A 22929-nucleotide genomic window follows, 5' to 3' on the forward strand; every position below is an offset into this window, starting at 1 on the left:
TTCGCGTGATCGCGACGCATGAAGCACGTGCGTCAAGTGAAGTTCGTGACCGCGCAGAATGCGCTCAATGTGGCGGCCGTTCAGCGCCCTACCCGCCAGGCGAACGCCCTGCTGCGCCGCACACACCGGTCCGGTATCGTCCGCCGATGTCGCGGAAATCCCGCACGCAAACTTTTTTTTGCGCCGCGGGCTGAACTTTTCCCCGGCTGGAACGTCTACAATATGTGGGTGGTCCCCCAAGCGCCCACATCCCCAGACTGGAAGCCCCGTTCCCCGACGGGGCTTTCGTTCGTTTGGGCTACCCGATGCCGCCGCACAACGGACATGTTTGCCCGGACGACTGATCGCAACATCAGGAGCCCGCATGCATCAGGAACCGATCACCCCGCCGACACCACCCACCCCCAACATGCACGACACCGCCGCCGCCTGGGGTCCACGGCCATCGCTGCGATGGCTGGTGTTCACGGTGGTGGTGGTTGCGGTTGTTATTGTGGTGGTGCGCTGGATGAAGTGATGGCCGGCGCGTTTGCAATACCGACGCAGCCCGGATGAGCGCAGCGACATCCGGGACTTGGACGAAGTGCTGCCCCGCATATCGCAAACGCTCATCGGGCTACACTTCTGGACAAAATAAAAGCCGCCTTTCGGCGGCCTGTTCATGCGTAGGAGTGAGCCCGTATTTCAAGCGCGCTTGCGCTGCTCGTGATGCACGGGCGCAGAACTATTTACGGCGGTGTCACGCTCAGTCTTCAGTTCAGCCAAACGCGCGATGAGCTTTGGGTTCGCGGGCACGCCGAGTTTCGGCTTCGCCACCCGTTGCGCCGCCTGCTTGCTGACTTTCATGATCTGGTCGCGTGTCATGACCAACTCCTATCCCGATTAAATATAGCATGTTTCAGGAGAAATTAAACCAGCTTCGTAAAAAGCCAGTAGTCCTTCTCCGAGCCCGGATCTCGGAATTGGTCAGTTATCCGATACCCGCATGCACAGACCGCTCTACCTATAAATTCATATTTCTGGAGGGCCTTTGTTCAAGACCGGCGTAAAAGGTCTCCATCGTGATCAAGTCCGGCATAGTAGTCCCGACGAGGCGGCCAATAGCGCGATTGATTTGTATCCTAACAAAGGCCCGCCATTCCTTTGGGAATACTTATCGACTGACTCCTTCGAGTAGTCGGGCGCCGTCACTTTCCAATCGCTGACCAAACTCTGCTCCCTGATGCCAAATCTCAAGTCGTGAGCTTTCGGTTCATCCACGGGCACCAGCATCACCGACATCACGATAGCGGTGTCGGCTTCCAGATCGAAGCTCAGCGCGAACTCCACAATCTCCACGCCGAGATTGTCCGTGAAAGGCGGATCATGATCGGTTGCAATGTCGATCTGGTATGCCATGCACCGGACATAGCCAATTTCGCCCAAAAAGAGAAATATTTACCCAAACAACTACAGAGGCATGTTGCGGCAGGTGCCTTGTTTCCTTTTCACTTGAGAACGCGGCTTTCATCGCGCGCGAATCCATGCGGAGCATCCGCAATATCTACTCAATGGTGTTCAGGAGCGGGCTGGAGCGGGTAGAGGGAATCGAACCCTCGTATTCAGCTTGGAAGTCGCTTAGATCCAAGTTCTCTATAAACGCAGATAAGGCATGATAGCGCACTAAACATCACGATTACAACACGTTATCGGCCTTATCCTCCGCACGGAAAATCCCGCCAAATCCCCCAACTACACGGACTTCTGCGCCCGACCTGCGCCCGAAAATCCGGTCAAATTTCCGAAACGGCGTCCATTTTCCGACAGCGAAGTCAAGCGATCGTCGAGCGAGCAGGCAAAAGAAAAGCGGCGCATGGATTGCTCCACACGCCGCTTAATATTCGAACTCTGCCAGCTTCACTTCAGACCGAGCTTGGCCTCCAGCTTCGCCAAATCCCGCACCGCCTCTTCCCTCAAATCCTCGGTCTCGGCGTCCTTCACCCGCGCCCGGAAGATCATCAGCAGCTTCTGTGGCAGAGGGATTTTCCGGGCCTCTTCCTCGGCGGCCCGGACGGGTTTGACGAATAGGATTTTCATGCTGCCAGTTTGGCATCACGACGCTGCCGATCCGCGCACATTTGAGTTGCACCACCGCGGGAATCAACCGATCGTAGACAGTGATTGGGGAGCAACTCATGGACGGCTATCAGTTCACAGCGGCACTTGTCGGGAGCCTTGCATGGCCGGCAGTTGTGGTCGTTTTGCTCTACCTTCTCCGAAAACAAATCACAGGTCTCGCAGAGCGTCTAAAGGAATTATCCCTTCCTGGAGGAATGAAAGCGACTTTTGAAAAAGAGCTTCAGGTCGGCCGCGAGATTGTAGAACAAATTCCCGTTGCCCCTGCCCCGCAGTTAGCCCCGCCTGCGCCAGAGGAAGATAACAAACTTCACCGACTGGCCATTGAAGCCCCAGACGGAGCAATCGTACTGGCATACATTGAACTTGAAAAAACGTTGCGAGACGTAGCAATAAAGCTTGGAATGGGATCGAAGGTCACCAATCAACGCTCTGTAATGGAAGAGTTGGTGAAGCGGAATCTGATTTCGCGAGATGCGTCCCGCCTCTTCGACTCATTGAGGCGAGCACGTAACAGCGCAGCGCACTCTGTTAGCGACCAACAGGTGACCACTCAGGAAGCCTTGGAGTACATTCGTCAGGTAGACTTGTTCGTGCAATTATTGAATTTGGCACAAACGCAGCTTTAAGCAGCCACGAATAAATCAGATTGCTTCGGCGGAGCAGGTTTGACCTGCGCAGCGCGAATACTGTCACTGGCCGTTGCGTGTTTGCTACGCTTTCTCGTCCTTTGGGCCGTTTGGCAATTTTCCCATCAACTCAGACCCAAACAGAAACGCAGAAAAAGCGATTTCATTAAAGTCCGTCGCAGTTATCTTAAGCCTCTCATTGAGCTTGAATGAGCGCTCCCTCAATGCAATTCGCATGAGCAGCGTAACTTCATCGCTTCCGTCTTCAGCGTTCACAGGGATACCCGTCTCTATGTCAACTTCCTCGCCACCACGCTCATAGAAAATGCGCACGTAGGGGAACATCAGACGCATAGTTCCTGACCCGTCCACGTCTCGCGCGCCCACTATCCCGCCCCGATGTTCAAGGCAGTTTCTAGCATTCTGAAGTGATCGGTATGCATCTGAAAAGTTAAGTGGCTCGGTGAGGCTCTCGTTCACATATTTCAGGAGGTCAGGGAATTTCAAATCCGACGCACGCTTCTTGAACGGTGCAATAAACTCAGCGAGTGTCGATCCGGATTTTACGCGGTGCGGTTTCCAAGCAATCTCCAGCAAGAGATAAGCTCGCTCCAGCGACTCCCGAACACCTCGGAGGAGGTCTTGGAATGCTCTGGCTAGTATCCAGCTTTCGTGACGAAGCCGCCGCTCCGTTGCATCAATATTGATGCCAGCAATCTTGTGCCTGATCGACGTGGAGGTGGTTGCCGGTGACGGCGGCTTCGACAGATCCGCCACAGCTAACGCACCGAAATACAGATCGACTACTTCCTGACATTGAATTGCAGCAGCATGCGCAGGCACAGCAACGGACTCTCTACGGAGTTCAAGTGCCACGCGCGGCGTCTCTTCGACTGTCGTCATAGATCACAACTTCTCTCGCAGATTCACGCCAATCCGGTCCACTACTTGAAAGAGAGTGCTGCGAACATTCGTCGCGGAGCTGTGTATTCAGCTTAGAAATCTAGCGTCTTAAAGCGCGATCCCGAAAATGGAATCAGGATCAAATACTTACGTGAAAAGTGCGCCCGACCTGCGCCCGAAATGCCCTAAAACGCTGTGCACAGGGCCAAAACGTCTGCTTGACCGACCCGGCCACCCGTCTATAAGCCTTTGAATTGTCGGGATTTATGGGGGTCGGGACACGTGGAGCGGGTAGAGGGAATCGAACCCTCGTATTCAGCTTGGAAGGCTGCTGCTCTACCATTGAGCTATACCCGCATGCCGCGTCAGGTAACACGTTGCGCCGGGGGCTCAACCTCCCTGGATCAGGCAATCCCCAGACGGGCGCCTACAGTTTGTGGAGACACCCCACCCGTCTCAAAGCTCGCTGGACGCTCGCTTCTCACCACCCTCCCCGCTGCGGGCGGCTACGCCGCGCTTGTGGAAGGGAGAAGACCGCGCGAAATTGTTCCTATTTTGTTCTTGACTTAATTCCCTCATTGACTATGTTCCCTCTCGTCCCGCCTCACTGAGAGGGGTGGTTCGCGATCGTCACGATCTGCGAGGTGGGATGCGGTGACGTTCTCGGGCGTCAGGCGCGACGGGAGGGCGACAGGGCGGCTGCCACAAGCGCCGTGAGTCATCTTTCCAAGGCGCTGGCGACGATGCCTCGGAGCGCCGGCCAAGTCGTGCCGTCCCGTGCCTAGAGGCACGCAAGGTCGAGGGTTTTCAGGTCAACCGGCTTGAAAAACAAACTCAACCCTAGGGTGACCAATCAGCACCCGGGAGAGTACGAAGCAACCGGAAGCACCATCGCGCACGGAACGCAGGGCACTTGCCTTGTGTCTCCGGACTCCTGGGCGCACTTCCCATGCGGAGTACCGCATCGAAGCGCTTGGGCCATGGGTGCATCGGGCACCCGGCGTTCCGTGCGCCCTCTTTTCAGAAGAGGGTGAAGGGAATGCGCAAAACTCGGGCGCGCAAGCGCCGCGAGAACGGGATCGCGTGAGTTCGGGAAATGGCGGGGCTGTTTGACAGTTGAATATGGAAACGACGCGCCGCGGCGCGTGGACTCCCTCCCCTTGCGGGGAGGGTCCCGCCATAGGCGGGGGTGGGGTGCCCCACGTGACGTAGAGCCTGTGGAAGCACCCCACCCGTCTTGAAGCTCGCTGAACGCTCGCTTCAATCCACCCTCCCCTGTCGCTTCGCTCCGGGGAGGGAAAAGAAAGATCTTACCAGGTGGCAAGCACCGAGCCCTTGAACTTCTCTTCGATAAAGGCCTTCACCTCGGGCGACTGATAGCTCTCCACCAGCGTCTTCACCCAGGGCTTGTCCTTGTCGGCGGTGCGCACCACGATGATGTTGGCATAAGGCCCCTTCGGATCCTCGCGCAGGATCGCATCCTTCACGGGATCGAGACCGGCCTGCGAGGCGTAGTTGGTGTTGATCCCTGCGACATCCACGTCAGGCAGCGTGCGCGGCAACTGCGCGGCATCGACCTCGACGATCTTCAGCTTCTCCGGATTGTCGGTGATGTCGAGCAGCGTCGGCTTGAAGCCCACGCCGTCCTTCAGCTTGATGATGCCCTTGTCGCGCAGCAGGATCAGCACGCGGCCGCCATTGGTCGGATCGTTCGGGATCGCCAGCGAGGCGCCGGACTTCACCTCGTCCCAGGTCTTCACCTTCTTCGAATAGATGCCCATCGGGAAATTGATGGTGGTGCCCACCGAGACCAGCTTGAACTTGCGATCGGCCACCTGGTTGTCGAGGTAAGGCTGATGCTGGAACGAATTGGCCTGCAGGTCACCGGCATCCAGCGCCGCATTCGGCACCACATAGTCGGAGAATTCGACGATCTGGATGTCGAGGCCCTTCTTGGCGGCAACGGCTTTTGCAGCTTCCAGCACCTGCGCATGCGGGCCCGGCGTGACGCCGATCTTGATGGTCTCAGCCGAGGCGGCAGAGGTGAAGGCCGCAAGGGCGACGGCGGAGAGAAGGAGACGACGGAGTGACATGGTGTTTTCCATTGTGAAGAAACGAATGAGCCAGCGCGCGGACGCGCCTGCACGGATCTAAGGTGTCAGGATTTTCGCGTGCGCTTGTCGAGGCGGCGCGAGATGAAATCGCCAAGGCTCTGCACGCCCTGCACGAGGCAGATCAGCACGGCGACCACCGTCGCCATCACTTCCGGCATGAAGCGCTGATAGCCATAGCGGATGCCGAGATCGCCAAGCCCGCCGCCGCCGACAGCGCCGACCATGGCGGAATAACCAATGAGGCTGACGGTGGCGAGCGTCAGCGCCAGCGTCACCGCCGGCATGGCTTCGGGCAACAGCACCTTCCACACGATTTGCAGCGGCGAGGCGCCGAAGGCACGCGCGGCTTCAACGAGACCCTGATCCACTTCGCGGATCGCGCCTTCGATGACGCGGGCAATGAACGGCGTCGCCGCGATGGTCAGCGGCACCACGGCGGCGCTGGTGCCGATGGAGGTGCCAGCGATCAGGCGCGTCAGCGGCACGATGGCGACGACGAGAATGATGAAGGGCGTCGAGCGCGTGGCATTGACCACGAGGCCGAGCAGACGATTGACGTTTGGCGCCGGGAACAACTCACCTGCCCGGCTGGTGGCGAGGAAGATGCCGAGCGGCAATCCAGCCAGCGTGCCGAAGATGCCGGCCAGCGCCACCATCACCAGCGTGTCCAGCGTGGACGACGCGATCATGTTGATGAGTTCAGGCGACATAGCCGAGATGCTCCACGGTGTTGCGGGTCGATGTGAGATCGGCGATCAGCTTCGCCTGCAGCTCCGGCTCGGCGGTAACGGAAGCGATCAGCGTACCGAACGGATGATCGGCGACATATTCGATCTGGCCATGCATGATGTTGAAATCCACGCCATAAGCGCGCGTGAGGCGCGACAGCACGGGCTCATCGGCATCGGCGCCGGTGAAGGCGATGCGGATGACGGCCTGGCGGCCGGGCGCATAATCGGCCAGCAATTTTGATTGCAGCCATTCCGGCACATTGCCGCCGGTCACTTCGCCGACAAAACGCTTGGTTGTCGCATGCTGCGGCTTGGAGAAGATCTCGTAGGTCGTCCCCTGCTCGATGATACGGCCGCCTTCCATCACGGCGACGCGATCGGCGAGCTTCTTCACCACGCTCATTTCATGGGTAATGAAGAGAATGGTGAGATTGAGCTCCGCATTGATCTGCTTGAGCAGCGCGATGATCGAAGCTGTGGTCTCGGGATCGAGCGCCGAGGTCGCCTCGTCCGACAGCAGCACCTTTGGCTTCGTCGCCAGCGCGCGCGCAATGCCGACGCGCTGCTTCTGGCCACCGGAGAGTTCGGCCGGATAACGGTCGCGTTTGTCGGCGAGGCCGACCATGTCCAGCAGCGGCGTCACGATGCCGGGGATGTCCTTGCGCGGCGTGCCGGCAATTTCCAGCGGCAGCGCGATATTGTCGAAGGCGGTGCGCGACGACAGAAGATTGAAGTGCTGGAAGATCATGCCGATGGAGCGGCGCGCCTGGCGCAGCGCACGCTCGTCGAGCGCGCCGATATCGAGGCCATCGACGGTGACCTTGCCCTTGCTCGGCTGTTCCAGCCCGTTGATCAGGCGAATGAGCGTGGACTTGCCGGCGCCACTCTTGCCGATCACGCCGACAATGGCGCCTTCGGGCACGGTGAGATCGATATCATCGACCGCCTTCACCTCGGCGGAGTCTTTCCGCGGCGGAAAGATCTTGCTGACGCCATCGAAGGAGATGATGGCACGCCCGCCTTGATCGAGATCTGGCTGATCTGCAATTGGCACGGGCGCTCCGACCGGTTTGGACAAGGGAGCGTTCATTGGATGAGTTTTCTGCGCAGATGTGAAGCACGGGGCCGGCCTGCGTTTTGCGGGCGCCGTTTGGCGGCAAACTACTGATTTCTCGCCACATTTCAACCGCACCGCACAAAAATGGAATATTCAGCGCGTGCAGAGGCTTGGCGGAGCAAAACCATACCGGGAGACGTCGCCACACAGCGAAAATCGTCTCCCGGCGGAACTGGCAGAGATCAGGAGCCCGGCGTCCAGGTCCAGACGATATCGCGGACATTGATCGCCTTCGGGATCAGCCCGAGCTTGTGAAAGCGATCCGCCGTCTCCTGCTGGGTCGCGATGACCTTGTCGCTGATCGGCACGACCGTGTAGTTCGAGCGCTCGACAGCGCGCGTGGTCGCAGCCTTATCGACGCCGGTTGCCTCCTGCAGCTTCGACGCGACCTCCGGCCGATTGGCCTCGGCCCACTTGCCCTCATCTGCAAAAGTCTTGTTCAGCAGCGCAACGATATCGCCATGCGCGTTCGTAAATTCCTTGTTGGCGAGGAAGAAGGAATTCGACTCCTGCACATCCTTCGCGAAAGCGATCACCCGCGCCTTGCCGTTTTCGGCGAGCGACAGATAGGGATCCCAGATCGACCATGCATCGATATTGCCGCTCGCAAACGCCGCCGCCGCATCGGCGGGATTGAGATAGACCGGCGTGATATCCGACCATGCGAGCTTGGCCTTCTCCAGCGTGGCGACGAGCGTGTTGTGCGCACTCGAACCTTTGCCGAATCCGATCTTCTTGCCCTTGAGATCGGCGAGCGTCTTGATCGGTGAATTCTCGGGAACGACAATGCCCTGATTGTAACCGATCGACGGAACGGCCGCGACATAGAGCAGATTGGCGCGCGCGACCTGTGCAAAGATCGGCGGCGTATCGCCGGCATAGCCGAAGTCCACATTGCCGGTATTGATCGCTTCGAGGATCGGCGGGCCGAACTGGAATTCAACCCATTTGATGGTGATGCCTTTTTCCTTGAAGATTTTTTCCAGCGTACCGCGCTGCTTCACCGCAGGAAAGATACCGGCCTTCTGGAAGCCGATGCGGATTTCCTTCGGCTGCTCCGCCGCCGGCGCCTTGCTGGTGAATTGCGACAACAACAGCGTTGCCGCCATGACTGCCAGGACAGCGCGTCTCGACTTCGACATGAGGTTTCTTGCTCCGTATGCGTCCGCGCCCGATGCACCGACGTGATGACGAAACGCTAGGCGAGATCGCGAAGATTGTGCTTTCAAAGGTGAACGGCGATCGGCAAGATTTACGATCTGCGCTGCCGCATCCGGAGCAGCTTTTATCTCGGAGGCGCAGAAAATTATTTCGTCGCAAACCGCGACTGCGCAGTGTTCGGAGAAGGTTCGGCTCTGCACTGCACGTCTCGCAGAACACCTGTATCGCACCGCCGATAACTACAGTTTCCCATTTCATTGACTGGAACCGGCTGCTCTCCCACCTTTGCGCATCGTCATTTGATACTTGCAAAGCGGCATCACCATGCTCCCGATCCTTCTCTCGCATTTCCTCAATCGCTATGTTCGCCGCCGCACCCGCGCGCTGCAGATGGCGGCACTCGCGACCATGCTGTCTACCTCCTTCGCCTGCGCGCAGACGCCGGACACCGTGCGCATCGGCTATCAGAAGTCCTCGACACTGATCGCGGTGTTGAAAACGAACGGCGAACTGGAGAAGGCACTGGCGCCGCTCGGCGTCAAAATCTCGTGGCATGAATTCACCAGCGGCTTGCCGCTGCTCGAAGCCATCAATACCGGCAATGTGGATTTCGGCGCCGATGTCGCCGACACCGTGCCGCTCTTCGCGCAGGCTGCCGGCGCCAAGCTTGCTTATGTCGCGGAAGAAGCCGCATCGCCCGCGGCGCAGGCAATCGTGGTGCCCGCGGAGTCGCCGCTCAAGAGCGTCGCCGATCTCAAGGACAAGAAGGTCGCGGTGACCAAGGGCGCCGGCAGCCACTTCCTCCTGCTGTCGGCGCTGAGCAAAGCCGGCCTCAGCTTCAAGGATATCACGCCGGCCTATCTGCCACCTGCCGATGGCCGCATCGCTTTCGTCGGCGGCAATGTCGATGCCTGGGTGGCGTGGGACCCGTTCCTCACCAGCGCCCAGCGCCAGAGCAACGCCCGCGTGCTTTCTGACGGCAGCAATGGTCTCGCCAGCTACAAGCGCTACTACCTCGCTTCCGCCGCTTATGCCGCAAAGCGCGGCGACGTGCTGAACGTCATCTTCAAGAAGCTGGACGAGACCGGCAAATGGGCGAAAGCCGAGCCGAAGGAAGCCGCAAAACTGCTCTCCGGCCTCTGGGGCATCGACGCCGCCACCGTTGAGGAAGCCAACAGCCATCGCTCCTACAAGGTCGGCGCCGTCACCAAAGCCGGCCTGTCCGAACAGCAGACCATCGCCGACGCCTTCTTCGCCGAGAAACTGATCCCGGTGAAGGTCAATGCCGCCGACGTCGCCATCTGGTCGCCGAAGTAACACCCTCTTTTATCGAAAGTGCATCACATGAAACTGCTCGTCTCGGCGCTCACTGCGGCCGCGCTCTCACTCACGTCTATCGTCAGCGCAGGCGCACAGGCTGCGCCCAAAACAGAACTCAAAGTCGGCTTCGTGCCCGGCCCCTATATCGACGGCTTCAAGGCGGGCGTGGAGCCGGAGCTGAAGAAGAAAGGCTACACGGTCAAATACTACGAATTCTCGACCGGCCTGGAGGCCAACACCGCGGTGTTCAAGAACGACATCGACGCCAATGTGATGCAGCACACGGTGTTCCTGACCTCCTACAACGAGCGCCAGAAGACCGACCTCACCGGCATCATCACCGTTCCGACACCGCCAATGGGGCTTTATTCGACGAAGCACAAGAAGGCGGAGGATGTGAAGGCCGGCGCCACGGTCGTGGTGCCTAACGACCCGGTGAACCTGCAGCGCGCGCTGTGGATCCTGCGCGATCTCGGCTGGATCGAGATCAGGGACAGCAAGCCGGTGGATGTGACCGAGCTCGATGTCATCAAGAACCCGAAAGGCATCAAGATCGTGCCGCTGGAAAACGCGCAGGCGCCACGCGCCCTCGGCGATGCCGACTTCGCCGCTGTGCAGGGCAACTTCGCCATCTATAGCGGGCTGAAGCTGACCGAAGCCTTTGCGCTGGAGAAGATGACCAAGCCGTACACCAACGTCGTAGCGGTTCGTACGGGCAATGCCGAAGCACCGTGGGCAAAGGACATCGTCGCCGCCTATCAGTCGGACACGTTCAAGACCGCCATCCGCAACGATAAGTTCTACGCCGGCTTCACGCTACCTGAGTACTTCAACTAAGCGATGACCGTAGGGCGGATGAGCGTAGCGTCATCCGCCGCGGAGTTTCCATCGAGAGTTCGGCTGGCGGATGACGGCTTCGCCTCATCCGCCCTACGGCCCGACCATTTGACTCTCCGCGCCGCTCGGATACGCTTTCCGGAGGCGCGCTGAAGCGCCTTTGGCTGAGGGGCATGAGAGGTCGGATCGTCGTCGCATTGCTGGCCTTGTGCGCGTTCGCCACCCCGGCGACTGCCCAGACGTCTTCAACTTCGCCCCCACAAGCTTCGAGATCGCCGCCCGTTCCCGCGGCACGCCGGATATTCCCGGCCTCAACATGATCTGGCTGCGGCCCTGGACCGAGCTGCGCCTCGCCCGCGAATGGCGCTACATCGTCGTGCATCAATCGGAAGGCGCGGTCGGCTCGGCATGGCGCAATGCCGTCGCGCAAATGGAAAAGCCGGACCGCCGCGGCGTCGCCATCTGGGTCGAGACCGATGGCACGGTCTACTGGTCGACGCCGGAATGGGCGGTGCCGAACCATCTCAACAAGGGCAACCGCAACGACAACAAGTATATCGACAATTCATCGACCTATCAGCAGATCGATAATGAAAGTTCGATCGGCGTCGAATTCGTCGGCAACTATCCCAATGTCCGCAAGCCGCCGACCGAAGCCCAGATCGCCGCATGGCGCGTGTTGGTCCGCGTCCTGCAGGCCCGCTACGACATCCCGAACGAGCGCGTCTTCGCGCATAACTGGATCGACTACAAGGATCGGCGTTATTGCGAAGGCTGTGAACTGGCGCGGATTGCAAGGACGCAGGGGGTGGAGACCGCGCAGCAGGTGGAAAAGGGACAGTAGGTTAGCGACCAGAAGAGCCCCCTCACCCGCCGCGAAAACGCGGCGACCTCTCCCCGGTGGGGAGAGGTGAAGCGGAGCGCCGTCACCTTTACCTCTCCCCACCGGGGAGAGGTCGGATCGCCCTTGCGATCCGGGTGAGGGGAACGCTCCGTAGTGTTGTTAAGTCCCCACCCGCAAAGCCGCACCGCGCTTGCGCAAGAGCGCAATCACTGACAGCGCGGTAATGCGGCCCGTCTTCGGATTCTCCGATGGAATGTTCTCGATCTGCATCGAGAACCGCGCGGAATCCGCATCCACCTCGACGCGATGGACATTGCGGGTCAGCGCGGGATCGGCCCAGATCTGCAACGTGGTCGCGTCCGGTCCGACACCGGCCAGTGACAACGCAACGGCGACATTGAGATTGGCCGGAAACCCCTTCGCGGCTTCACGTGCGGTCCCCTCAAAGATCTTCAGCGGCTCGGTGATGCTGTCGATGTCGATCTTGTTCTCGACAATGTAGGGCGCTCCCGCGAGCCCCTTCACTGGCTTGCGCGTCACCATCTTCACCGAGTGGATTTTACCCTCGGCCGCGGCGGTCACCGCATCGAGGCCGATCAAGGCACCCGTCGGCACCACGATCTGGCCGCCATGGGTCTTGGCGAGTGCGACCAGATCGTCATTGAACAGTAGCGCGCCGACGCTCAGCACGATGGCGGTCTTGCCCTTGGTCACGAAGGGACGAACGATCTCCGGCAGCAAGGGCGCCGGCGCACATTCGATGACGATATCGGCAACGGCTTCGAGGTCGGCGATCGGCAATACCGGCGGCGTCTTGCCGAGCTCGGCCAGGAAGGCCGCATGCTTGTCCGGGTTCTGCACGGAGATCGCCGCGAGCGTGAGGCCGGCAATTCCCTGATCGAGCGCCTCGACCACTTTCTGGCCGATTCCGCCCAGACCAACCACGGCGACGCGCGCCACCGACATCGTTTCCCTGCTCATCTCTGCCACCCGCTTCACGCCGACGTTATTGCCGTTCACGTTTCTTTTTGTCGCAGCCGCGGCCGAATGTCCAATGCAGCCACGCTGAGGCCTCATGCCCCCTGTCATTGCGGCGGGCCTGACGCTATCTCTCGGCCAGTCGCAGATACAGGAGTTGCAGTGTCCCATCGTTTCACGCGCCGTCATCTCGTCGGAGGCGCCGGCGCCCTCGCCGCTGGTCTCGCGATCTCGCCGGCCGAGGCGCAGCAGTCGGCAACTGCACAATCAAACGGCAACGCGCGCGCCTTCCCAAAAGACTTCGTCTGGGGCACGGCAACCTCGTCATATCAGATTGAGGGCGCGGTGGATGTCGATGGCCGCGGCCGCTCGATCTGGGACACCTATACGCGCCTGCCTGACAAGATCCGCGACCGCAGCAATGGCGACCGCGCCGTCGAGCATTTCCAGCGCTACAAGGAAGACGTCGCGCTGATGAAGGAATTGGGCACCACCGCCTATCGCTTCTCCATCGCCTGGCCGCGCGTGTTTCCCGATGGCACCGGTGCGCCCAATCCCAAAGGCCTCGACTTCTACAATCGCCTGATCGACGAACTGCTCGCCAATGGCATCACGCCCTATGCGACGCTGTATCACTGGGACATGCCGCAGGCGCTACAGGATCGTTTCGGCGGCTGGGCCTCGCGCGAGACAGCAAAGGCATTCGGCGACTATGCGGGCCATGTGGCCAAACACATCACCGATCGCGTGAAGAACGTCTTCACCATCAATGAATGCGCGACCTTCGTCGATTTCGGCTACGGCATCGCGCCGATCGAAATGGCGCCGGGCATCAAGTCGACGCAGAAGGAGTTGAACCAGATCCGCCATCACGTGGCGCTCGGCCATGGCCTCGCGGTGCAGGCAGTCCGCGCCCATGGCCACGCCGGCACGGAAGTCGGCGTGGCGGAGAATCTCGCCTCATGCATTCCGGTGATCGAGACGCCAGAGCATATCCGCGCCTCGGAGATCGCCACGCGCGAGATGAATGGCGGCTATCTCACCGTGATCATGGAAGGACGCTACACGGACGCCTTCCTTGCCTATGCCGGCGCCAACGCGCCCGTCTTCACCGACGAAGACCTGAAGATCATCGGCTCGCCCATCGATTTCCTTGGGCTCAACATTTACATGCCGCAGCACTATGTGGCCGCGCCCGCGGATGCCGCGGGCTTCGCGCTGGTGCCGACACCAGCCTCGTTCCCGCGCATGGACTCCGACTGGCTGCGCGTCGGGCCGGAAGCGATGTATTGGGCGCCGCGCAATGTCGCAAAGCTCTGGAACGTGAAGAAGATCTTCATCACGGAAAATGGTGCATCAGCCGCCGACAAACCGGCGCCGGATGGCCGGATCTTCGACCTCGATCGCATCATGTATCTGCGCGCCTATCTCGGGCAGCTACAGCGCGCGACCTCCGAAGGCGTGCCCGTGCAGGGCTATTTCCACTGGAGCCTGATGGATAATTTCGAGTGGATCGACGGCTACGAAAAACGCTTCGGGCTGTTTCACGTCGATTTCAACACGCAGAAGCGCACGCCGAAACTCAGCGCAGAGTTTTATCGGAAGCTGATCGCGGGGAATGCGCTGGTGTAGGCTCCGTCATTGCGAGGGGCGTAGCGACGAAGCAATCCAGTCCTTGGCTTTCTGGATTGCTTCGCCCAAACGAATTGCTTCGCAATTCGTCAGGGCTCGCAATGACGGCTGAGAGTCACAGCAGCTTCCCATCCGCGCCGAAGAACGGATGCGGGCCGTCGAACTCGCCGATCGGCACCTGATGGGTGATGAGATGACCGCCCTCGCCGTCCGGAAACCAGACATGCAGGTGAAACGCCGGCGGCTCCACCCGGAATGATGGCGGGCGGATTTCCGCGAGATCGAGATCGACCGCATGGTTCGGCGCCGGGCAGATCGTCGCCGCGGTGCCTGCGAAAGTCGTCAGCGTGGCGCGATGCACATGGCCGGCCGCGACGATGCGCACGCGCGGATGCTTGCGAACGATAGCGGCGAGATCGGCCGCATTGTGCAGGTTCTGCACGTCCATGTGCGTGATGCCGGTGCGGAATGGGGGGTGATGCAGAAATAGCAGCGCCGGCCGCTCTTTCGACGAACCCAGCGTGGCATCAAGCCAGTCAAGTGTCGCCGTCTCCAGCGTGCCATAGGGTTTGCCCGGCACGTGGGAGTCCAGCAGGATCACATCCAGCGGCCCTACCGTGCGCGCTTGGTCGAGCGGGCCTGATGCATGGGCGTAAGCCCAATCGGGAAAAGCCGCGCGCATCATGTCGCGGGCATCGTGATTGCCGGGCACGCCGATGAACGGGATTTTGAGCGGCGCCAGCAGGCGCCACAGATGTTCGTATTCGCCCGGCGTCGGCGTATCGACGAGATCCCCAGAGATCACCACCAGATCAGGCCGCGGTTCGAGTGCATTCAGTTCGGCGACGCAGCGCTCAAGCGCTTTCGCAGTATCGACCTTGTTATAGGCGAGTTTGCCGGGCGCCTTGATGTGCAGGTCGGAAATCTGGGCAATGATGGTCGGTTTCGACATCAGTCTTCTTTCGGCAACACGCGGATGGCGTCGGGAGCAATCGACAGACCGACGCGCTCCCCTGCTTGCACATTGATCCTGTTTGGCGCGTCCACCGTCAAGGACCGGTTCGCCGCACCGGTCACGATGACGCGCTGGCGGTCGCCGATGAAGCTCACGCTTTCGACGATACCGCGCAGGAAGGCGTCTCCCTCGGAAACGATGCCGATGGTCTCGGGCCGGATCATCGCCACCGCGGCGGCGTTGTCGGGCGCATCGTTCAGCCCCAGCCAGCCGCCGGGCAATGTCAGACGCCCGCCTGCAATCGGCCCCTCGACGATGTTGGCGGCGCCGACGAACTCCGCGACAAAACGGTTCTGCGGCTCGAAATAGACCTCGCGCGGCGTGCCGATCTGGGCGATGGCGCCCTTGCGCATCACCACGATGCGATCGCCGAGCTCCATGGCTTCGGCTTGATCATGCGTCACATAGATCGCGGTGATGCCGAGCTCACGCAGCAGCCGGTTGAGCTCGCTGCGCAGCCGGTCGCGCAACGAGGCATCGAGTGCCGTCAGCGGCTCGTCCAGCAGCAGCACCCGCGGACGCACAGCCACCGCACGCGCAAGCGCGACACGCTGGCGCTGGCCGCCGGAGAGCTGGTCGATGCGACGGTTTTCGAGTCCACCGATATTGGTGAGCGCCACCATCTCGGCGACCCGCGCCGCGCGCTCGGCCTTGCCGACGCCGCGGATCTTGAGGCCATAGCCGATGTTGTCGGCCACCGTCATGTTGGGAAACAGCGCATAGGACTGGAACACCATGCCCACATGGCGCTGCTCGATGGGCGTTGCGGTGACGTCGTTGTTGTCGAACAGGATGCGGCCGCCAGCATCGGGTGTCTCGAGCCCCGCAATGATGCGCAGCATGGTTGTCTTGCCACAGCCGGAAGGGCCGAGCAGCACCAGCGTCTCGCCGGCCACGATATCGAGCGAAGCCGGTGACAGCGCCTGCGTGCCGTCCGGAAAGGTCTTGCCGCAATTGACGACATGCACGGCGGCGCCGTGCGAAGCGATGGCGTTCATTTGTTCTGGCTCTTGTCGGCAAACATCTGCATCGCCACCAGCAAGGGCACGATCATGATGAAGAAGATCAGCGTATAGGCGGAAGCGACTTCCAGCCGCATCGACGCGTAGCTGTCGGCGAGGCCAACAGGCAACGTCTTGGTGAGCGGCGTGTGCAGCATCCAGGTCAGATTGAATTCACCAAGCGACAGCGTGATCACCATCAGCGATCCAGCGAGAATGCCCGGCATCGCATTGGGCACGATGACATTGCGAAAACGCGTCCAGGGCGAGGCGCCGAGCGAGGCGGCGCCCTCGTCCAGCGTCTTGATATCCACCGAAGCGAACACGGCCATCACCGAGCGCACCATGAAGGGCATGGTGAAGACCACATGGCCGGCAAGGATGAACAGCCACGACTGCCGGAAACTGCCGACGCCGCCATAGGTCAACAGCAGCGCCAGCGCGATGGCGAGGCCGGGGATCGCCAGCGGCAGCGTGATGATTTCCTCGATCACGCGAGAGAGGCGCCCGCCCCGCACATGCAGCGCATAGGCCGAGGGTACGCCAACGACCAGCGTCACCGCGAGCGTCGCGAAGGCGATCAGGAACGAGAGACCGATCTCGCCGGCATAAAGGCCCAGACCTGCTGGACCCATTGCAGCGTGACGCCGGACTGGATGCCGCGGAAATAATTGACAGTGACACCGGCGGAGATGGAGAGCATCACAGGCACGACAAGGAATGCCGCGACCAGCAACGTAAAGCCGAGTTGTGCGGCAAAGATCAGGCGATCGCGCATGCGCTCACCCCGCCGCGGCGACAGTGACGCCGGTCATTGAGCGCGCCAGCGCAAGGATCGCCCAGGCGATGACGCCGAGGCCGATGGAGAGCGCTGCCGAAATTGCAAAGTTCGCGGCGAGCGTGAACTCGGTATAGATCAGCATCGGCAGCACATCGATATTGGTGGCGAGCGTAAAGGCCGTACCGAACGCGCCCATGGCCGTCGCAAAGGCGATCGCGCCGGAAGCGACAAAGGCCGGCACCAGCGCCGGCAGCACAACATCGCGCTGCACCTCCCACGGCGAGGCACCGAGCGAGCGCGCAGCCTCTTCGAGTCCGCGGTCGAGCTTCTGCACCGCCGCCATGATGGTGAGGATCACGCGCGGGATCGAGAAATAGAGATAGCCGAGAAACAGGCCGAAGATGGAATAGGCGAACACGACCTTTTCGCCCGACAGCGCCAGCGTGATCGAACCGATGACGCCCTGGCGGCCGGCCAGCAGGATGATGAGGAAGCCGATGACCACGCCGGGAAATGCCAGCGGAAAGGTCAGCATCGCGATCAGCACGGTGCGGCCGGGAAAGCGATGGCGCTGCAGGAACAGGCCGGCAATCGTCGCGATCACCAGCGTGGCGATCGTCGTCGCCGCAGCCAGCACCACCGTGTTGATCAGCGTGGCGCGATAGCGCGGCTCGGTCAGGATCGCGACATAGGCGCTGATACCGCGCTCGCCGCCTGCACCGACGGCCAGCAACTGCGCCATCGGCAGAACGAAGAAAGCCGCGGTGACGACCACCAGCGGCAACAGGCAGAGCCAGATGAAATTGCGGTGTGACATCGGAAGTGGTGGCGCCCCTTGGTCAGGGGCACCATTCTGCATCAACGGACTTCGGCGAGATAGCGGTCGCTAAAACCTTTCTGCGCCAATTCCATCTTGCCCCAGTCCACGCTCTTGGCGCGGGCATATTCCGAGTCCGGCAGGAACTTGGCCTTCACCGCTTCCGGCAGGTCGATCTTGCGGGCCGGACGGAGATAGGCATTGGTCCAGATCGCCTGCCCCTTGTCGGACAGCAGGTAGTCCATGACCTTCTTGGCTTTGTCCTTATGCGGTGCGTTCTTCACGAGGCCGACCACATACGGAAACACGACAGTGCCTTCGCAGGGAATGACGAATTCGAAATTGCCCTTTTCCGAGTACTTCGCGCGATAGGCGTTGAAGTCGTAGTCGAACAGGATCGGCATTTCGCCGGAGACGACTCGGGCATAGGACGTCTGCTTCGGCACCATGGCGTCGTTCTTCTTCAGATCCTTGAAGAAGGCGATGGCCGGGCCGAAGTCCTGGTCCGAACCGCCGAGCGCGAGATTGGCAGCAACGGCGCCGACATAGCCGACGGCAGCCGAGGTGGGATCGAGATAGCCGACCATGCCCTTGTAGTCGGGCTTGGTCAGGTCCTTCCAGCATTTCGGCACCGGCTTGCCGCCGAGCGCATCCTTGTTGACGAAGAAGCCGAGCGTGCCGGAATGGATCGTGGTCCAGTAGCCGTCTGCATCCTTCAGGCCGGCATCGACCTGATCGAAACCTGCGGGCTTGTAGGGCTCGAGCGCATCCTGCGCCTTGGCCTTCATGCCGAAGGTGACGCCGAAATAGCCGATATCGCCGACCGGATTGGCCTTCTCCGCCAGGATCTGCGCCAGCGCCTGGCCGGAATTCTTGTTGTCATGCGGCATGTCGATGGCGAGGTCGGCTTTGACAGCCTTGATCATCGAGGCCCAATCGGCCCATTCCGGCGGGCAGTTGTAGCAGATCACGTCGGCAGCGCGGGCTGGCTGCGCAATGGCGGTGAGCGCCAGGGCGGAGATGGCGAACAGCAAGCGGGAGGGTTTCACGGCGATCGGCTCCATCCAGGCGCGGCTTACGGCCGGCGCGTCGAGATTTGAGGGGAAATGCGTGCCGCCCCACTATAGGCCGCCCGTGAAACTTTTGCGACAAAGCCAACCCGCAGCGCTTTTATACTCCGCTTGGCGGCATTTACGGAAATACCGGCAGCCCTCGCCTATCGACAATCTCGTGCTTTGAGTGATGATGGCGCCTGCACTTTGACTGGAATCGAGCGTGAACAACACACCAGAACGCGATCGAGGGCTGCTCGGCCTGGTCGAACGCCTGATCAAGAGGCCGGAATCGGGGGCAGCCGCAAAAGCCGCTCAGTCAACCGATGACGGTGCGCGCGAGGGGCTCGATCCCGTCGTCCCAGAGGACAAAGCCCCGGTATCGCTTGAGCCGGAACTGGCGATCGAGAGCACGCGTATCCTGAGCCGCGCCGAACTCGCGGATACGATGCTACGCGGGCTAAAGGCTGTTGATGGATGCCCGCGCGACGGATTGGAAATCACGATCTATGGCGCACGACCGTGGAACGCGCTGCTGCGCATTACTCCTGCGGCAGGTTCGATCGACGCTGCCGCATGGCGGGCGCGAGTACAAAACATGGTGCTGCTGTTTCGCGACCAATACCAGATCGCGGAAGACGGCAACTAGCTGCTAATTCGCACCAGAACGACTTCGAACGGAATATTAGGCCGCTGCTTGACCGTTCCTCGGCAGGAGGCAGTTCGCGCCTTTGACGTCCCGACAACCTGGATGTCGAGTTCATCAATTCCAAAAATACTCGGCGGCCCGTCGGCGTGTCGCGAGGTCTGGATGTCGGCCGTGAAAGCATCTCCTTCCTGGATGTAGGATCCACGATAGGAAATGCTGGCGTCGCTTCCCGTCAGCCTGCCGCCGTCAAGGGTGATGACACCCATCCCTTCTCGCTCGGGAATGCGAAACCATGCGGAATACTGACCATCGGGAAGCATAGCGAACCTGAACTGCAAGTTGCGATGCGCGCAACTACCACCCAATACATCTGTGATCTCTTAACGGACCACTTGCATTTGTCGCGATCTGCAAAAAAGCCGGCTTGCGCCGGCTTTGAGCTTACTTCCCACCGCCGATATTGCCGCCCTGGATATGTCCAAGGGAATTCGAGCCATAGGCAGAGTTGCCGTGATTGCCGCTCATCGCCGCATTGCCTCGGAAGATGGCGGGTCCGCGGGTCGAGCCATACGAGCCGCGATAATAGTTCTGAGCACCGTAGGGGTGATGATGGTGAGTTTTATAACCGCGCTGGAGCTTCTTGGCGGATGCCGCCGTCACAGTAAAACTCGTGGCCATCACGGCCACGGCAGCCATAGCAACTAGCTTTTTCATAGGGACGATCCTTCTCTGATATAAAATAACTCAGATCGATACGTCCTGTTCCGGGACACACTTGGTGTGCGCCAATTCAGCTCGCGGCTTCGCGTTCCAATGTCCGCAACCGGACAAAGGCAGCCCAGGCCCGTGCGAAATCTGGGCTTTTGGGATCGATGGCAAGCAAGGCCCGCTCGGCAGCGCGAATATCTTCGACCGACGGGCGCCCAGCCGTTGCTGTGGACTTGTTCCGCGCCCAACGCTCCTCTACGTCCCTGGCAAGCGCTAGCGCTTCGCCCGCCGTGCGACTTTCGGACCGCCTGGACAACGGATGATCCGACGGGAAGATCGGCCACGCCGCAGGAGGCTTGTCTGCGCGCCACGAAGCTTCGTCATCCGCGGCCTTTGCTGCTGCGGCTTTGAACGAACCACTATCTTGCTGCCCCGTGGATCCCGCCGAAGGCTGGCCCGTGAAGTTCTGCAATTGCTGCTGCATCGTGCCGCCTGCGCCCGCAGGGACACCGGACGATCCGCCGGTAAGGCCCGACAGCGTTGCCGTATCCGCGGCTGGAAGCGCTTTCTGGATGGTCTTCACCGCCTGAAGAGCGGACGGCGAGATCGTCATCTTCTTCTGAGCCGTCCGTTCTTCGTCGATGGACACCGGACAAGCGCGATACGCATCGTGCCGCTGAGCGATGCTGCCATCGTCATCGATCCGCGCGAAATCGATCGACACCGTATAAACGAAGGCGCGGTGGCCGACATCGGCACCTGTACGGTCCCTGGCCCTGACACTGCCACAGACATATTTCGCACCATCTGCTTCAACTGACCGCAGTCCGTCGAATTCTGCCGAGGATGGATTGATGAGGAGACGCGTGACCGCCGCGCGCGCCTTCGACTGATTGGTCGTCAGGACCGCGTCCATCACCTTTTCGGGCTTGATGAAGGATGGCTGATAGTAAAACACTGATGCGGCAGCAAAAAATAGCCCGCCGACCCCGCTCGCGATTGCTGCTGCAGCCATGTTCATATCGAACACCCATCCCATGACGGAAGCTGCGCTTCTCGCCCGCCGCCAAGTTTATTCTTGCCGGGTTACAATCCCCGTCACTCCTATAAATCGAGCTCATCTAGACTTCATTACCGAGACGACAAAAACTTCGGGCTGAGCGACGTTCGACTGATCAATGTTCGGGCAAGCACATTCTGTTTTCCACATGGCAAGGTAACCTTTCGCTTACCAAACAAACCAGATGGCTCACGCATCACGAGCTGCTAAAGATACCTCTCCTGTCACTGCAGACAGGTCTCAAGCGTTGCGATTGTCATGTTGCTCGATCCACATTCGCTCTTCATCGCCATTGGCGTGTCTTGTACGGCGCTCGCATTGACCCTGCTCGCGACGTGGATTGTCGCCCGTTCCGAGACCTATTTGCTCACATGGTCGACCGGATTGGCGCTGACAGTCGCCTCACTCCTGTTCTATCTGGGCGTTGAGCGATACGAGCCGGATCTGCAACTGATCACGTTTCTGCTGCTGATCATCGGGTTCGGGCTGATTTATCGCGGCACAATCCAGTTCTGCGCCCACCGCTCCAGCTGGATTCATGTCGTCATTGTTACGGCATCGGGCGTGGTACCGACCGTCGCCGCTTTCGCCCTGGGTTACACCGGCATCGGAACGGCGACAGCCAATATAGCTGTCGGCGTGTTGACGACGCTCGCTGCCTACCAATATTGGAAAGCGCGGAGGGAAGCCCCTCTGTTGATGGTGACCAACGCGCTGCTCTATTTTGTCACGGCAATGTCCTTCATGGCATGCGGAGCCGTGCTGATGGCCAATGGTCAATATATTTTGACCGAGCGCCCGATGAACTGGGCTGAAGAGTTCAATTCATTGATGGTGATCGTCGGCCTCACCGGGATCGGTGCGTTGTCGCTGACGATCAACCAGATCCGCACGACGAACCGCCATAAGTCGGATGCAATGACTGACCCGCTCACCGGCCTGCTCAATCGGCGCGCCTTGTTTAACGACAAACCGCTGGCGACCCCATCCAACACGGCGATCCTGGTGATGGATCTCGATCACTTCAAGAACATCAACGACGATTTTGGCCACGCAGCCGGTGATCGTGTGCTGCGTGCATTTGCCGAGATCATCTTCTCGAACATCCGCGCCATCGACCTCGCCGCACGTCTCGGTGGCGAAGAATTCTGCATCGTGTTGTCGTCATCGAGCCCGAAGGCAGCGTCGGTGGTGGCAGAGCGCATTCGCACCACGTTCGAGGCAAAGACATTCCAGACCCCAGCCGGGCCGATCAACGCCACGGTCAGCGTCGGCGTCGCCATCCAGTCGTCAGAACCCGAGACCTTGCAGGCGCTGCTCAGCCGCGCCGATGCAGCGCTCTACCAGGCCAAGGCCGCCGGCCGCAATCGCGTCCACATTTCGGATTTCCATCTCGCCGCGTGAGGTTCCGATCCAGTGCGGCATATGCGCCGCACTGGAAGGCCCATGACAACGAGCATCCCGA

Annotated in this window: 24 protein-coding genes, 1 tRNA gene and 1 pseudogene; 8 read left to right on the forward strand and 18 right to left on the reverse strand. The window is 60.5% G+C overall.

The genetic code is table 11. The features are described from left to right. Nucleotides 1–364: 364 nt before the first annotated feature. The gene (locus RPMA_RS18185) at nucleotides 365–517 is read left to right on the forward strand and encodes a hypothetical protein (protein ID WP_211909096.1); all 153 of its coding nucleotides are present in this window, start codon (nucleotides 365–367) and stop codon (nucleotides 515–517) included. A gap of 167 nt (nucleotides 518–684) precedes the next feature. Here the strand turns inward: RPMA_RS18185 and RPMA_RS18190 are convergent, their stop codons facing one another. The 3 genes from RPMA_RS18190 to RPMA_RS18200 all read right to left on the reverse strand — a co-directional run bounded on the left by RPMA_RS18190 (nucleotide 685) and on the right by RPMA_RS18200 (nucleotide 2076). Beyond that, entirely contained in the window at nucleotides 685–864 is a 180-nt protein-coding gene (locus RPMA_RS18190; RefSeq protein WP_211909097.1) for a hypothetical protein, read from the reverse strand. 201 nt (nucleotides 865–1065) lie between these two features. Further along, on the reverse strand, nucleotides 1066–1398 hold the full coding sequence (locus RPMA_RS18195) for a hypothetical protein (RefSeq protein WP_211909098.1): 333 nt from the start codon (nucleotides 1396–1398) through the stop codon (nucleotides 1066–1068). Between the two features lie 498 nt (nucleotides 1399–1896). After that, a complete protein-coding gene (locus RPMA_RS18200) occupies nucleotides 1897–2076 on the reverse strand; it encodes a hypothetical protein (RefSeq protein ID WP_211909099.1) in 180 nt (59 codons plus the stop codon). Between the two features lie 98 nt (nucleotides 2077–2174). On the opposite strand from RPMA_RS18200, the gene RPMA_RS18205 reads away from it, so the two are divergent. After that, nucleotides 2175–2744, forward strand: coding sequence for a hypothetical protein (locus RPMA_RS18205; RefSeq protein ID WP_211909100.1), 570 nt, complete (start codon nucleotides 2175–2177; stop codon nucleotides 2742–2744). Between the two features lie 84 nt (nucleotides 2745–2828). On the opposite strand, the gene RPMA_RS18210 is transcribed toward RPMA_RS18205, so the two are convergent. From RPMA_RS18210 to RPMA_RS18235, 6 genes are all read right to left on the reverse strand, one after another. After that, on the reverse strand, nucleotides 2829–3647 hold the full coding sequence (locus tag RPMA_RS18210; protein ID WP_211909101.1) for a hypothetical protein: 819 nt from the start codon (nucleotides 3645–3647) through the stop codon (nucleotides 2829–2831). A 283-nt stretch (nucleotides 3648–3930) separates the two neighbouring features. Continuing rightward, nucleotides 3931–4004 (reverse strand) — tRNA-Gly (locus RPMA_RS18215). A 953-nt stretch (nucleotides 4005–4957) separates the two neighbouring features. Continuing rightward, nucleotides 4958–5752 (reverse strand): MetQ/NlpA family ABC transporter substrate-binding protein, encoded by a 795-nt coding sequence (locus RPMA_RS18220; RefSeq protein WP_211909102.1) that lies wholly within the window; start codon nucleotides 5750–5752, stop codon nucleotides 4958–4960. Between the two features lie 53 nt (nucleotides 5753–5805). Further along, the gene (locus RPMA_RS18225; protein ID WP_211909103.1) at nucleotides 5806–6471 is read right to left on the reverse strand and encodes a methionine ABC transporter permease; all 666 of its coding nucleotides are present in this window, start codon (nucleotides 6469–6471) and stop codon (nucleotides 5806–5808) included. Further along, the gene (locus RPMA_RS18230) at nucleotides 6461–7582 is read right to left on the reverse strand and encodes a methionine ABC transporter ATP-binding protein (protein ID WP_211909104.1); all 1122 of its coding nucleotides are present in this window, start codon (nucleotides 7580–7582) and stop codon (nucleotides 6461–6463) included. The genes RPMA_RS18225 and RPMA_RS18230 overlap by 11 nt, the downstream gene beginning before the upstream one ends. Before the next feature lie 209 nt (nucleotides 7583–7791). Then, complete coding sequence (locus RPMA_RS18235) at nucleotides 7792–8751, reverse strand: aliphatic sulfonate ABC transporter substrate-binding protein (RefSeq protein WP_211909105.1); 960 nt, start codon at nucleotides 8749–8751, stop codon at nucleotides 7792–7794. Nucleotides 8752–9160: 409 nt separating this feature from the next. On the opposite strand from RPMA_RS18235, the gene RPMA_RS18240 reads away from it, so the two are divergent. The 3 genes from RPMA_RS18240 to RPMA_RS18250 all read left to right on the forward strand — a co-directional run bounded on the left by RPMA_RS18240 (nucleotide 9161) and on the right by RPMA_RS18250 (nucleotide 11771). Continuing rightward, a complete protein-coding gene (locus RPMA_RS18240) occupies nucleotides 9161–10087 on the forward strand; it encodes an aliphatic sulfonate ABC transporter substrate-binding protein (protein ID WP_211913726.1) in 927 nt (308 codons plus the stop codon). Between the two features lie 27 nt (nucleotides 10088–10114). Continuing rightward, the gene (locus RPMA_RS18245; protein WP_211909106.1) at nucleotides 10115–10927 is read left to right on the forward strand and encodes a MetQ/NlpA family ABC transporter substrate-binding protein; all 813 of its coding nucleotides are present in this window, start codon (nucleotides 10115–10117) and stop codon (nucleotides 10925–10927) included. Between the two features lie 208 nt (nucleotides 10928–11135). Further along, entirely contained in the window at nucleotides 11136–11771 is a 636-nt protein-coding gene (locus tag RPMA_RS18250; protein WP_249225276.1) for a peptidoglycan recognition protein family protein, read from the forward strand. 159 nt (nucleotides 11772–11930) lie between these two features. Here the strand turns inward: RPMA_RS18250 and RPMA_RS18255 are convergent, their stop codons facing one another. Continuing rightward, nucleotides 11931–12752, reverse strand: coding sequence for an aspartate dehydrogenase (locus RPMA_RS18255; protein ID WP_211909107.1), 822 nt, complete (start codon nucleotides 12750–12752; stop codon nucleotides 11931–11933). Between the two features lie 159 nt (nucleotides 12753–12911). Here RPMA_RS18255 and RPMA_RS18260 point away from each other — a divergent pair, with 159 nt between their 5' ends. Continuing rightward, on the forward strand, nucleotides 12912–14381 hold the full coding sequence (locus RPMA_RS18260; protein ID WP_249225277.1) for a GH1 family beta-glucosidase: 1470 nt from the start codon (nucleotides 12912–12914) through the stop codon (nucleotides 14379–14381). Nucleotides 14382–14496: 115 nt separating this feature from the next. Here RPMA_RS18260 and RPMA_RS18265 read toward each other — a convergent pair whose 3' ends face one another. The 5 genes and pseudogenes from RPMA_RS18265 to RPMA_RS18285 form a co-directional block, all read right to left on the reverse strand. After that, nucleotides 14497–15333, reverse strand: coding sequence for a phosphodiesterase (locus tag RPMA_RS18265; RefSeq protein ID WP_408056449.1), 837 nt, complete (start codon nucleotides 15331–15333; stop codon nucleotides 14497–14499). Beyond that, nucleotides 15333–16394, reverse strand: coding sequence for an ABC transporter ATP-binding protein (locus RPMA_RS18270; RefSeq protein WP_211909109.1), 1062 nt, complete (start codon nucleotides 16392–16394; stop codon nucleotides 15333–15335). Before RPMA_RS18270 ends, RPMA_RS18265 begins: the two co-directional genes overlap by 1 nt. Further along, nucleotides 16391–17175: pseudogene (locus RPMA_RS18275) on the reverse strand (ABC transporter permease). Before RPMA_RS18275 ends, RPMA_RS18270 begins: the two are co-directional and overlap by 4 nt. Before the next feature lie 4 nt (nucleotides 17176–17179). Further along, nucleotides 17180–17995, reverse strand: coding sequence for an ABC transporter permease (locus tag RPMA_RS18280; RefSeq protein ID WP_211909110.1), 816 nt, complete (start codon nucleotides 17993–17995; stop codon nucleotides 17180–17182). A 41-nt stretch (nucleotides 17996–18036) separates the two neighbouring features. After that, nucleotides 18037–19044 carry an ABC transporter substrate-binding protein gene (locus RPMA_RS18285; protein ID WP_211909111.1) on the reverse strand — a complete coding sequence of 336 codons (1008 nt, stop codon included), beginning with the start codon at nucleotides 19042–19044 and terminating at the stop codon, nucleotides 18037–18039. Nucleotides 19045–19270: 226 nt separating this feature from the next. Between RPMA_RS18285 and RPMA_RS18290 the strand changes: the two genes are divergently transcribed. Further along, a complete protein-coding gene (locus tag RPMA_RS18290; protein ID WP_211909112.1) occupies nucleotides 19271–19696 on the forward strand; it encodes a hypothetical protein in 426 nt (141 codons plus the stop codon). On the opposite strand, the gene RPMA_RS18295 is transcribed toward RPMA_RS18290, so the two are convergent. The 3 genes from RPMA_RS18295 to RPMA_RS18305 form a co-directional block, all read right to left on the reverse strand. Next, nucleotides 19693–19962: a hypothetical protein gene (locus RPMA_RS18295; protein WP_249225278.1), complete on the reverse strand. Its 270-nt coding sequence runs from the start codon at nucleotides 19960–19962 to the stop codon at nucleotides 19693–19695. The genes RPMA_RS18290 and RPMA_RS18295 overlap by 4 nt on opposite strands. Nucleotides 19963–20137: 175 nt before the next feature. Next, nucleotides 20138–20410 carry a hypothetical protein gene (locus RPMA_RS18300; protein WP_211909114.1) on the reverse strand — a complete coding sequence of 91 codons (273 nt, stop codon included), beginning with the start codon at nucleotides 20408–20410 and terminating at the stop codon, nucleotides 20138–20140. Between the two features lie 76 nt (nucleotides 20411–20486). Further along, complete coding sequence (locus RPMA_RS18305; protein WP_249225279.1) at nucleotides 20487–21419, reverse strand: hypothetical protein; 933 nt, start codon at nucleotides 21417–21419, stop codon at nucleotides 20487–20489. A 303-nt stretch (nucleotides 21420–21722) separates the two neighbouring features. Between RPMA_RS18305 and RPMA_RS18310 the strand changes: the two genes are divergently transcribed. After that, entirely contained in the window at nucleotides 21723–22868 is a 1146-nt protein-coding gene (locus RPMA_RS18310) for a GGDEF domain-containing protein (protein ID WP_211909116.1), read from the forward strand. Nucleotides 22869–22929: the final 61 nt, after the last annotated feature.

It is taken from the genome of Tardiphaga alba (genome assembly GCF_018279705.1).
GTDB classification, from domain to species: domain Bacteria; phylum Pseudomonadota; class Alphaproteobacteria; order Rhizobiales; family Xanthobacteraceae; genus Tardiphaga; species Tardiphaga alba.

Excerpts from the sequence above, each read along its gene's own strand:
- RPMA_RS18185 (WP_211909096.1), top strand. The coding sequence starts at position 365 with ATGCATCAGGAACCGATCACCCCGCCGACACCACCCACCCCCAACATG.
- RPMA_RS18190 (WP_211909097.1), bottom strand. The coding sequence starts at position 864 with ATGACACGCGACCAGATCATGAAAGTCAGCAAGCAGGCGGCGCAACGG.
- RPMA_RS18195 (WP_211909098.1), bottom strand. The coding sequence starts at position 1,398 with ATGGCATACCAGATCGACATTGCAACCGATCATGATCCGCCTTTCACG.
- RPMA_RS18200 (WP_211909099.1), bottom strand. The coding sequence starts at position 2,076 with ATGAAAATCCTATTCGTCAAACCCGTCCGGGCCGCCGAGGAAGAGGCC.
- RPMA_RS18205 (WP_211909100.1), top strand. The coding sequence starts at position 2,175 with ATGGACGGCTATCAGTTCACAGCGGCACTTGTCGGGAGCCTTGCATGG.
- RPMA_RS18210 (WP_211909101.1), bottom strand. The coding sequence starts at position 3,647 with ATGACGACAGTCGAAGAGACGCCGCGCGTGGCACTTGAACTCCGTAGA.
- RPMA_RS18220 (WP_211909102.1), bottom strand. The coding sequence starts at position 5,752 with ATGGAAAACACCATGTCACTCCGTCGTCTCCTTCTCTCCGCCGTCGCC.
- RPMA_RS18225 (WP_211909103.1), bottom strand. The coding sequence starts at position 6,471 with ATGTCGCCTGAACTCATCAACATGATCGCGTCGTCCACGCTGGACACG.
- RPMA_RS18230 (WP_211909104.1), bottom strand. The coding sequence starts at position 7,582 with ATGAACGCTCCCTTGTCCAAACCGGTCGGAGCGCCCGTGCCAATTGCA.
- RPMA_RS18235 (WP_211909105.1), bottom strand. The coding sequence starts at position 8,751 with ATGTCGAAGTCGAGACGCGCTGTCCTGGCAGTCATGGCGGCAACGCTG.
- RPMA_RS18240 (WP_211913726.1), top strand. The coding sequence starts at position 9,161 with ATGGCGGCACTCGCGACCATGCTGTCTACCTCCTTCGCCTGCGCGCAG.
- RPMA_RS18245 (WP_211909106.1), top strand. The coding sequence starts at position 10,115 with ATGAAACTGCTCGTCTCGGCGCTCACTGCGGCCGCGCTCTCACTCACG.
- RPMA_RS18255 (WP_211909107.1), bottom strand. The coding sequence starts at position 12,752 with ATGAGCAGGGAAACGATGTCGGTGGCGCGCGTCGCCGTGGTTGGTCTG.
- RPMA_RS18265 (WP_408056449.1), bottom strand. The coding sequence starts at position 15,333 with ATGTCGAAACCGACCATCATTGCCCAGATTTCCGACCTGCACATCAAG.
- RPMA_RS18270 (WP_211909109.1), bottom strand. The coding sequence starts at position 16,394 with ATGAACGCCATCGCTTCGCACGGCGCCGCCGTGCATGTCGTCAATTGC.
- RPMA_RS18280 (WP_211909110.1), bottom strand. The coding sequence starts at position 17,995 with ATGTCACACCGCAATTTCATCTGGCTCTGCCTGTTGCCGCTGGTGGTC.
- RPMA_RS18295 (WP_249225278.1), bottom strand. The coding sequence starts at position 19,962 with ATGGGTGTCATCACCCTTGACGGCGGCAGGCTGACGGGAAGCGACGCC.
- RPMA_RS18300 (WP_211909114.1), bottom strand. The coding sequence starts at position 20,410 with ATGAAAAAGCTAGTTGCTATGGCTGCCGTGGCCGTGATGGCCACGAGT.
- RPMA_RS18305 (WP_249225279.1), bottom strand. The coding sequence starts at position 21,419 with ATGGCTGCAGCAGCAATCGCGAGCGGGGTCGGCGGGCTATTTTTTGCT.
- RPMA_RS18310 (WP_211909116.1), top strand. The coding sequence starts at position 21,723 with ATGTTGCTCGATCCACATTCGCTCTTCATCGCCATTGGCGTGTCTTGT.